8 protein-coding genes and 1 pseudogene are annotated in these 9,581 nt (G+C 64.6%); 5 read left to right on the top strand and 4 right to left on the bottom strand.

Annotated elements, in window-relative coordinates; translation table 11 throughout:
• Positions 1-73 precede the first annotated feature (73 nt).
• The gene (locus tag EN781_RS16035; protein WP_126058502.1) at positions 74-844 is read right to left on the bottom strand and encodes a helix-turn-helix transcriptional regulator; all 771 of its coding nucleotides are present in this window, start codon (positions 842-844) and stop codon (positions 74-76) included.
• The gene (locus tag EN781_RS16040; protein ID WP_126058503.1) at positions 841-1,545 is read right to left on the bottom strand and encodes a helix-turn-helix transcriptional regulator; all 705 of its coding nucleotides are present in this window, start codon (positions 1,543-1,545) and stop codon (positions 841-843) included. Before EN781_RS16040 ends, EN781_RS16035 begins: the two co-directional genes overlap by 4 nt.
• A 456-nt stretch (positions 1,546-2,001) precedes the next feature.
• Between EN781_RS16040 and EN781_RS16045 the strand changes: the two genes are divergently transcribed.
• On the top strand, positions 2,002-3,195 hold the full coding sequence (locus EN781_RS16045; protein ID WP_126058504.1) for a TMEM43 family protein: 1,194 nt from the start codon (positions 2,002-2,004) through the stop codon (positions 3,193-3,195).
• 43 nt (positions 3,196-3,238) lie between these two features.
• On the opposite strand, the gene EN781_RS16050 is transcribed toward EN781_RS16045, so the two are convergent.
• Both EN781_RS16050 and EN781_RS16055 read right to left on the bottom strand, forming a co-directional pair.
• A complete protein-coding gene (locus EN781_RS16050; protein ID WP_126058505.1) occupies positions 3,239-4,270 on the bottom strand; it encodes a histone deacetylase family protein in 1,032 nt (343 codons plus the stop codon).
• A gap of 23 nt (positions 4,271-4,293) precedes the next feature.
• Entirely contained in the window at positions 4,294-4,947 is a 654-nt protein-coding gene (locus EN781_RS16055; RefSeq protein ID WP_126058506.1) for a TetR/AcrR family transcriptional regulator, read from the bottom strand.
• Between the two features lie 261 nt (positions 4,948-5,208).
• On the opposite strand from EN781_RS16055, the gene EN781_RS16060 reads away from it, so the two are divergent.
• From EN781_RS16060 to EN781_RS16075, 4 genes and pseudogenes are all read left to right on the top strand, one after another.
• Entirely contained in the window at positions 5,209-6,888 is a 1,680-nt protein-coding gene (locus EN781_RS16060) for an amidohydrolase (protein ID WP_126058507.1), read from the top strand.
• 118 nt (positions 6,889-7,006) lie between these two features.
• Complete coding sequence (locus tag EN781_RS16065) at positions 7,007-8,101, top strand: ABC transporter ATP-binding protein (protein ID WP_126058508.1); 1,095 nt, start codon at positions 7,007-7,009, stop codon at positions 8,099-8,101.
• On the top strand, positions 8,101-9,021 hold the full coding sequence (locus EN781_RS16070; RefSeq protein ID WP_126058509.1) for an ABC transporter permease: 921 nt from the start codon (positions 8,101-8,103) through the stop codon (positions 9,019-9,021). The genes EN781_RS16065 and EN781_RS16070 overlap by 1 nt, the downstream gene beginning before the upstream one ends.
• A pseudogene (locus tag EN781_RS16075) lies at positions 9,014-9,523 on the top strand (spermidine/putrescine ABC transporter permease PotC); the annotation flags it as partial. The gene EN781_RS16070 and the pseudogene EN781_RS16075, both read left to right, overlap by 8 nt.
• Between the last annotated feature and the right edge of the window lie 58 nt (positions 9,524-9,581).

Here is a 9,581-nt window from a genome sequence, read left to right on the forward strand (position 1 = left end):
CGGTTTGGCATGCCGTGGCCCTCGCGGTCGCGCAGGTTCGGCCGGTCCGTGCTCGGAGCCTTCGCGGGACGATCTATTCGATGAGGCCGAGCCGCAGCGCCTTGGCCACCGCCTGGTTGCGGTTGACGGCGTTGAGCTTCTGCGTCGACTGGGTCAGGTACTGGTTGGCGGTGTGCACCGACAATTTCAGCAGCTCGGCGATCTCCTCGCTGGTGTTGCCGTTGGCGGTCAGCTTCAGGCATTCGAGCTCGCGCTTGGAGATCGAGCGCATCCGGCTGGTGTCGGTCGGACGGATGCGGGCAACCGCGGCAAACAGCGAGAAGCAGCGGGCGTGGATCTCGTAGAGCGCCTCCTGCGGCAGGGCGATGTCCGGCCCGAGGAAGATGACCAGCCCGCACTGGCCGCGGTCGGCATGGACGGGAAAGGCGATGCCGTTGGTGCCGGGCGCGAGCGGCGCCGTCCTCTCGGACCAGGCAAGATCCTGGAAGACCTGCTGCGAGCTGGCGATGCCGTCGTCCACCCACCAGCGCGGCGCCGTCGAGATGCGGGTGTGGCGCACCATCTCCTCGCCATTGGCGCCGGAGATGAATTTGGTGGCCACGGAGGTGCCGGGGTAGTCCGAATCGAAGCTTGGCACGAGGCGGGCCCGTTCCAGCGAAGGGCTGACGAAGAACAGGCCGAAAGCCCCGGCGTTGATGTCGACGGCGATCCAGCGGCAGCGGCGCACGGCGTCCGGAATGGTGACGGCGTGGTGCGTTTCGGAGCCGAGCGAGAAGGCGCCGAAGGGGCTGCGCTGCTCGTTGAAGAGGGCCTCGGCTGCCTCCTTGACCTGTGCCTGTTTCAAATGATGCCGCTCCTGATCGCCGTCGCGATGGCCATCGCGCGGTTGCTGGCCGCGAATTTCTGGATCGCGTGGGTGATGTAGCTGTTGACGGTGTTCGACGAGACGCCGAGGATCAGCGCGACCTCGTCGGTGGTCTTGCCCTCCGACACCCAGAACAGGCATTCGCGCTCGCGGTCGGACAGCGGGTCCTGCATGGCGGCGGCGGCGATCAGCTGCGGGATGTCGGACAGCGCATAGCAGCACTTCAGCTGGGCTTTCATCAGAGCCGGCTGGTCGATCTTGCCGACCTCGGCGGCCGAAAACAGCGCGAACAGGCGCTGGCGACCGACATTCAGCCGCAGCGAGTAGATCTCGGCGTGGCCGAGCACATCGAGCAGGCGGGCCTCCTCGCCGCTCAGCAGCGCGCCGGCGTCAGGCGCTTGGGCAGCCACCAGCGGCCTCGGGCGGTTGCCGGGCGACGCGGTCAGCTGCCCTTGGGCGAGGCCGGCTATCAGCCGTTTGCCGATGAGCTCGATGGCGTCGAAAATCCAGTTGGAGGACACGATGCGGGCATCGCTGCGATCCTGGTCGTGGATGATGGCGACGAGCATGTAGCTGTCGGCGCCGATCTCGGCGGCAAGCTGCATGAAAAAGCTGGTGAGGTCGCCGCGAGACGCCAGGCGCGATGGTTCGGATTGGAGAAGCGCGGCGGGACTGCTCATTTTATGCTTTGGCCGGAATCGATCCATGTGCCCGGTGCTGGTGTCGCCAGCGGCCGAACCCGAAATACGCGTCACTGTCACGAAGACACACTCAAGGCGCGGTCAGCGCCCAACCAGGTCGGAATCCCTACAGGGAACGCGAAGCCGTCCGCGTCTGGTGCCGGCCGAGTGCCGGAACTTGAGACTTTGGGTGGTCGCCGCGCCCCCCGAGGACCGGCTGATTCGGGTCTAATCTACCCGTAGATGAATCCGACATCAAACGCGATTTGACAAAATCGAATCCGGTGGACTCGGATCGCGACTCAGGGGCCGTTTCGCGCTGCTTTCAACCGGTCTCTTCGATGGAAAAACGGGGGCAGGTGCCGGGCCGCCATATCGGGGCGCGGCCGATTCGGCTAGGATTCGCATGGCGGCAATGGATGGGCGTCCGTTGCCGGTGGTCTTGCGGGGGAAACGATGAGCGATTCATTCCAGGAAGTGACGTCCGTCTCGTGGTTCGGACGGATCAAGCGCGCGGTCGGCGGGGTGGTCTTCGGCCTGATCCTGATCGTGCTGATGGTGATCGGTCTGTTCTGGAACGAAGGCCGCGCGGTGCAGACGGCGCGCTCGCTGGCGGAAGGCGCCGGCACCGTCGTCTCGGCCGGCGTCGACAAGATCGACGCCGGCAATGACGGCAGGCTGGTGCATGTGACTGGACCGGTGACGGCCGATAGCGGTCTTGCCGATCCGGATTTCGGCATTCAGGCCGAGGGGCTGCGCCTGTCGCGCAGCGTCGAGATGTACCAGTGGAAGGAAGACTCCAAGTCGGAGACGACGAAGAAGCTGGGTGGCGGCGAGGAGACGGTGACGACCTACAGCTATTCGAAGGTGTGGGACGACAGCCAGATCAACTCATCCGACTTCAAGAAGCCCGACGGCCACCAGAACCCGCCGATGGCGATCCACAGCAGGAGCTTCCAGATTGCGGAGGGCAAACTCGGCGCCTTCACGCTCGACAGGCCGGTGCTCGACCGCATCGGGGGCGACAAGGAATTTTCGCTCTCGTCCAGCCAGTCGGCCGCGATCGAGGCTGCCTATACCGGTGCAAAGCCGATCAACATCGTCGACGGCAGGATCTATCTCGGCGCCGATACGACGTCGCCGGCGCTGGGCGACTATCGCATCGGTTACGAGCTGGCGCCGCTCGGCACCGTCAGCATCGTCGCGCGCCAGGCCGGCGACCGGTTCGAGTCCTACCAGACGGCGGCCGGCGATGCGTTGCTGATGGTGGATACGGGCGACGTGCCTGCCGACAGGATGTTCGCCGAAGCGGTCAGCGCGAACACGCTGATAACCTGGCTGCTGCGCGCCGGCGGCCTGATCCTGCTGACGATAGGCTTTGCCCTGCTGCTCGGCCCGATCGGGGTGATCTTCGACGTCATACCCTTCCTCGGCAGCCTGGCCCGGCTGGGCACCGGCATCATCGCCTTCGTCCTGGCGATCCTGGTCGGGACGACGACGATCGCCGTCGCCTGGTTCTGGTATCGGCCGGTGCTGGCGGCCGCCATCCTGGCCGCGGGCGTTATTGCCGCGGCGGCGGTGTACATGCTTGGGCGTTCCCGCAAACCGGCCGTGCCGGCCGCCGCGCCGAGCCCCGGCGCTGCCGCATAGCGTAGAGTTTCCAAGGGGCGGCTGCTGCCGCCCCCTTGGGCTCCTACCTGTCCTCGAAGCCGGTCAGCACGCCGACGGCGTTGATGCCGATCTCTTCCACCGCGTAGCCGCCTTCCATGACGAACAGCGTCGGCAGGCCGAGCCTGGCGATGCGGCGACCGATCTTGGGATAGTCGGCGCTCTTCAGCTTGAACTGGCTGATCGGGTCCTTCTCGAACGTGTCGACGCCGAGCGACACCACGACGACATCGGGGACGTAGGCGGCAAGCTTGGAGCAGGCATCCTCCAGGGAGGCGTTCCAGCCGTCCCAGTCGGTGCCGAACGGCATCGGGTAGTTGAGGTTGAAGCCTTCGCCTTCGCCGATGCCGTGCTCGTCGGCATGGCCGAGGAAGAACGGATATTCGGTCATCGGATCGCCGTGCAGGTTGATCACCTGGACGTCGCCGCGGCCGTAGAAGATCTCCTGCGTGCCGTTGCCGTGATGGTAGTCGACATCGAGGATCGAGACGCGCCTAGCGCCCTGGTCGAGGAACCACTGCGCGGCAACGGCGGCGTTGTTGATGAAGCAATAGCCGCCCATGAAGGCGGCACCCGCATGATGGCCGGGCGGGCGGCAGAGCGCGAAGGCGGCCGGCTCGCCGGCCTTGACCAGTTCAGCCGCCGTCAGCGCCACTTCATAGGACGACTTGATCGCCGCCCAGGTGCCTTCGACGAAGGTGGCGCCGGCGTCGAAGGAATAATAGCCGAGCAGGCCGTCGATGCGCCGCGGCGGCACGTCGCCGCGCAAACCGCGCGTCGGCCAGGTGAACGCCATGGACGAGCCCTTGTGCCCCTCAGCCGTCCATCGCGGCCAGACGGTCGGCAGGAAGTCGATGTAGTCGGCACTGTGCACGCGCTTGGCGGCGGCGAGATCATGCTCGACCGGCCCGATGATCAGCCCCAGCTTCTCGCTCTCGACGCGCGCCCTGATGAATTCCGCCCGCGACGGCTTTTCGAAACCCGGCACGATCGCCGACGTGACCAGTTCCATCTGGCCTGCATGGCCGGCGTGAAGCGGCGAATAGACAGTCTTCATGAAATTCCTCTCGAAGTGCGAAATCAGTCAAGATTGAGATAGGGGTTCACCAAGGCGAGCCACATCACTTCCACATCGTCCTCGATAAGGTCGTATGTCTTGCGATCCCTTTTCAGCCCCACAAGCCGGCACGCGTGCCCGACCTCCATCATCAGCAAGCCGAGGCGGCTCGCGACCTTGTCTTCAAGAGCCGGGTTCACATGCTGCAGCCATGCGGCGTAGAGGGCGATGATCTGGTCGTCATATTCGTTCTGGATCGGTCTCAGGTCGGCGTTTCCCGATATGGCCTCGATCACCGGCATCAGGCTGGCGTTGTCGAGATAGAGCTTCGAGGTGTCGATGAAGAGCTTGCGCACTTCCTGGCGAAACTCTTCGCGGTTGGTGGGCGGGGCGACCTCGATGCGCCTTGCGATCACCTCCGGAAACGACGACAGCCAGCGCCGGGCGAGGTCGAGAAGTATGGCCTCCTTGTTGGGAAAGTACTGGTAGACCGAACCGACCGACAGGCCGGCATGCTGGGCGATGGCGAGCGTCGTCGGCGCCTTGGTTCCTTGCTCCCGCGTCAAGGTCAGCGCCGCGTCGAGAATCCTGTCGACCACCTTGCTCGAGCGTTCCTGGCGCGGCTGCTTGCGCGGTTCGAGCGCTATCCTGGTTTCGCGGCTGAGGTTGCGCTTCACGGCTCTAGGTCCTCGTTCCCCGCCCCGGTCTCAAGACAGGCGCCGGGTGCTGTCCACAATTCATTCGAAATTCGGAGCGTTGACAAACGCGAATAAATAGTCGCATTCTTTATCCACGCTGTCTGCCGGGATAACAAGGGGAATTTCGAAGACAGCGCGCTGGCATCATTCTTGTCCCATGGCGCGCCGCTCCGGCGGAGTGGAACGCCGTTGGCCAAGGGGTTGCCGGTCACGGCCAGTCGTCAAAAGCGCGGAGTCGCGATGTCTGTCACGGGTGCGGATCACAATGCGGATCTGATCGTCGTCAACGGTCGTGTGCTGACCATGGATGCCGACAATCCCGCAGCCGAAGCCATTGCCGTCCATGACGGCGCCATCATCGCGGTTGGCAGTCGCGCCTCCATCGAAGAGCTCAAGGGACCGGCCACAAAAGTCATCGACGCCAAGGGCTGTTCGGTGGTCCCGGGTTTCATCGAAGCCCACATGCATCTGTTTTCGGGCGCGGCCGAGCTTGGGCATTTGCAACTGTCGGGCGTCCACGGCTTCGAGGCGCTGCAAGCAGCGATCCGCGACTATGCATCGGCATGGCCCGACACGAAGATGCTGGTCGGGCAGGGCGTCGACTATACCGTGCTCGGCGACGAGCGGGTGACGCGCCACCATCTCGACGCGATCCTGCCGGACCGGCCTTTCGTCATGGCCGCTCCCGACCACCACACGATGTGGGCCAACACCAAGGCGCTTGAACTGGCAGGCATCCTGCACGGACGCACGCTTGGTCCGGGCAACGAAATCGTCATGGGCGAGGATGGCCTGGCCGCGGGCGAGCTGCGCGAGGGCGAAGCGTTCGGTCCGGTGCTCGATCTTGCCGGCGAAGGCCGGGTGCGGCTCGGGCTGGCGACCGGCGGCGAGCCGGATCCGACGCCGACCGCCGCCGAGCGCGCCGCCGACCGCGACATCATGCGGCGCGGGCTCGCCTGGTGCGCGCGCCACGGCATCACCTCGATCCAGAACATGGACGGCAATCTCTACCAGCTCGAGCTGCTGGCCGAGATCGAGGCCGAGGAGGGCTTGTCCTGCCGTGCGCAGATACCGTTTCACTACAAGAATTTCATGACGCTCGACATCCTCGACAAGGCGTCCGTCATGGCCGAACGCTACAACACCGAGTGGTTGTCGTCGGGCATGGTCAAGGTGTTCTATGACGGTGTGCTCGATTCTTGGACGGCGGTGATGGTCGAACCCTATGCCGACCGGCCGAACTGGGTGGGCGAGCCGCTGTTTACGCCGCGCCAGTTCGCCGAGCTTGCGGTCGCCGTCGACAGGCGCGGGCTGCAGATGGCGGTGCATTCGATCGGCGACGGCGCGGTGCGTGCCGTCCTCGACGGCTACGAGGCGGCCGCGAAGGCCAATGGCAAGCGCGACAGCCGGCACCGGGTCGAGCACATCGAGGTCATCACCGACGCCGATGTGCCACGATTCGAAGATCTTGGCGTCATCGCCTCCATGCAGCCGCCGCATCCGCCCGGCGCGATGGATTTTCCCCTGGAACCGACGGTGTCGCGCATCGGGCAGGCCCGCTGGCCGCTAAGCTATGCATGGCGGACCCTGAAGAATGCCGGCGCGCGCGTCGTCTTCGCCTCCGACTGGCCGGTAGCGCCCATCGATCCGATCCTGGGCATCCAGGCGGCAGTGTTGCGCAAACCATGGGCAAGCACCGACCCCGACCAGAGATTCTCGCTGCACGAGGCGATTGCCGGCTATACGGTGGAAGGGGCCTATGCCGAGTTCATGGAGGACCGAAAGGGCCGCCTGAAGCCGGGCTATCTGGCCGACCTGGTGGTGCTCTCGGCCGATATCGAGGCGACCGCGCCGGAAGATCTGCACAAGGTGCGGCCGGTCACCACGGTTTGCGGCGGAAAGGTCACTTATCAAGCCTGACGGTGGCACGGGAATTGCTTTTTAGTCCAGTCCAAGCTCCGCAGTTGCCAAGCCGATTGGCTTATGGTGACAATCAAACAGGAACAAAACCTGCCGCAGCCATCTCAATGGGGTAATCGTGCCGGAACAACCGGATAAGAATGCGATCGAGGTTCGTGGCGTTCGCAAGGTATTTGGCAGCGGTGAAAACCAGGTCGCCGCTCTCGACACGGTTTCGGTGTCGATCCGCGAAAACGAGTTCTTCACGCTGCTGGGGCCTTCCGGCTGCGGCAAGACAACGCTTCTGAGGCTGATCGCCGGCTTCGACTTTCCAACCGCCGGCGAGATCCTGCTGCACGGCCAGGACATCGCGCCGCTGCCGCCATTCAAGCGGCCGGTCAACACCGTGTTCCAGTCCTACGCGCTGTTCCCGCACATGACGGTAGCCGAGAATATCGGCTTCGGCCTGGAAATGCTGGGCAAGCCCAAGGCCGAGATCAAGGCGCGCGTCGGCGAGATGCTGAAGCTGGTCAAGATGGAGGCGCTCGCCGGCCGTCGCACCAGCCAGATCTCCGGCGGCCAACAGCAGCGCGTGGCGCTCGCCCGCGCGCTGGCGCCGCAGCCGAAGGTGCTGCTGCTCGACGAGCCGCTGTCGGCGCTCGACTACAAGCTGCGCAAAGAGATGCAGATCGAGCTGAAGCGGCTGCAGCACGAGACCGGCATCACCTTCATCTTCGTCACCCACGACCAGGAAGAGGCGCTGACGATGTCGGACCGCATCGCGGTGATGTCGTCGGGCAAGATCCTGCAGGTCGGCACGCCCTGGGACATCTACGACAAGCCGGCGGAACGCTTCGTCGCCGACTTCATCGGCGAGACCAACTTTCTCACCGCCGCCATATCGGACATTGGCAACGGCAAGGCGCGCGCGACGCTCAAATCCGGCGCGACCATCGAGGCGACCGTGGCCGAGGGCTTCCAGCCGAAGGACAACGCCACCGTGGTGGTGCGGCCGGAGCACGCCAAGCTGAGCAACGCCAAGGGCGACCTGTCGGGAACGGTCGAAAACATCGTCTATTTCGGCACCGACACGCATATCCATGTCCAGCTGAACAGCGGCGAGGCCTTCACCGTGCGTCAGCAGAATACGCGCAGCGCCGGCTGCGGCTTCGAGCGCGGCGACAAGGTCGGCATCCTGATCGGCAACGACGCCGCGCAAGTGCTGAGGGACTGATGGCCACCGCGGAACAAGTCGCCAAGGAAGCGGAACGGCGCGACGTCCGCACGCGCTGGCTGCTGTCGGCGCCGGCGCTCATCATCATCTTTCTGGCGGCGACCGGCCCGCTGCTGATCGTGCTGGTCTATTCGCTGCTGACGCCCGGCGCGTACGGCGACGTGAAATGGCAATTCTCGCCGGAGGCCTGGCTGTCGGTGTTCATGGAGCGTGACATTTTCGACGACACGCTTTCGCTTGCCGCCGCTCACGTCACCATCTTCTGGCGCTCCATCAAGCTGGCGATCGTGACGACGATCGCCACCCTGGCGCTGGGTTTCCCGACCGCCTATTTCATGGCGACGCGCAGTGAAAAGACGCGCGACATCTGGCTGTTCCTGATCACCATCCCGTTCTGGACGAACCTGCTCATCCGCACCTTCGCGGTGCTGCAGATCATCCGCAACGAGGGCATCATCAACACCATCCTGATCAAGCTCGGCATCGTCTCGGCGCCTGTCCAAATACTGTTCACCGATACGGCGATCCTGATCGGCATGGCCTATGTCTACCTGCCGCTGATGGTGCTGCCGATCTATGCCAGCATGGAGAAACTCGACTTCCGGCTGGTCGAGGCCGGCTACGATCTCTATGCCAGCCGGTTCCAGGTGCTGCGGCGCATCATCTTCCCGCTGGTCAGGCCGGGCGTCATCGCCGGCTCGATCCTGGTCTTCATTCCGGCGATCGGCGCCTATGTCACGCCCAGCGTGCTCGGCGGCGGCAAGAACATGATGCTATCCAACCTGATCGAGTTGCAGTTCGGGCAGGGCCGCAACTGGCCGCTCGGCTCGGCGCTGTCGATCACGGTGATGATCATCGTTATGGTGGCGCTGCTGGCCTATGTGCGCAATGCCGGACGGCCGGAGGTGCGCCATGGCTAATTTCTCGATCAAGCACCAGCCGGGCTTCACCGCGATCGCGGCGACCTGCTTCGTCGTCCTCTATCTGCCGATCATCGTCCTGGTGTTCTACGCCTTCAACGCCGCGACATCGACCTCGGAGTGGGGCGGCTTCTCGCTGAAATGGTTCCAGTCGGCATGGCAGAACACGCAGGTCATCGATGCCACCCTGCGATCGTTCCAGATCGGTTCGGTTGCCGCGGTGCTGGCGACCATCGCCGCAACCATGGCGGCGCTGGCGACGACGCGCACGGCGCCCTATCCCGGACTGACCTTCAAATACGCGGCGATCAACCAGCCGCTGATGGTGCCGGAGATCGTCACCGGCGTGGCGCTGCTGATCTTCTTTTCGCGCATCAAGATTTTCACCGGCTATTCCGGCCTCGGCTATCTGATCGCCGCGCACACGGCATTCTGCATCCCCTTTGCCTACCTGCCGATCCGGGCGCGGTTGGAGAACATGGACCTGACACTGGAGCGCGCCCGGATCGGCAGGTAGGCAAAGGGGATGCAGAATGCCGTGGGCGCGGCGATCAGATAGC

Origin of the sequence: Mesorhizobium sp. M4A.F.Ca.ET.090.04.2.1, from assembly GCF_003999085.1 — a bacterium.
GTDB lineage: Bacteria > Pseudomonadota > Alphaproteobacteria > Rhizobiales > Rhizobiaceae > Mesorhizobium.

Excerpts from the sequence above, each read along its gene's own strand:
- EN781_RS16040 (WP_126058503.1), bottom strand. The coding sequence starts at position 1,545 with ATGAGCAGTCCCGCCGCGCTTCTCCAATCCGAACCATCGCGCCTGGCG.
- EN781_RS16070 (WP_126058509.1), top strand. The coding sequence starts at position 8,101 with ATGGCCACCGCGGAACAAGTCGCCAAGGAAGCGGAACGGCGCGACGTC.
- EN781_RS16060 (WP_126058507.1), top strand. The coding sequence starts at position 5,209 with ATGTCTGTCACGGGTGCGGATCACAATGCGGATCTGATCGTCGTCAAC.
- EN781_RS16050 (WP_126058505.1), bottom strand. The coding sequence starts at position 4,270 with ATGAAGACTGTCTATTCGCCGCTTCACGCCGGCCATGCAGGCCAGATG.
- EN781_RS16045 (WP_126058504.1), top strand. The coding sequence starts at position 2,002 with ATGAGCGATTCATTCCAGGAAGTGACGTCCGTCTCGTGGTTCGGACGG.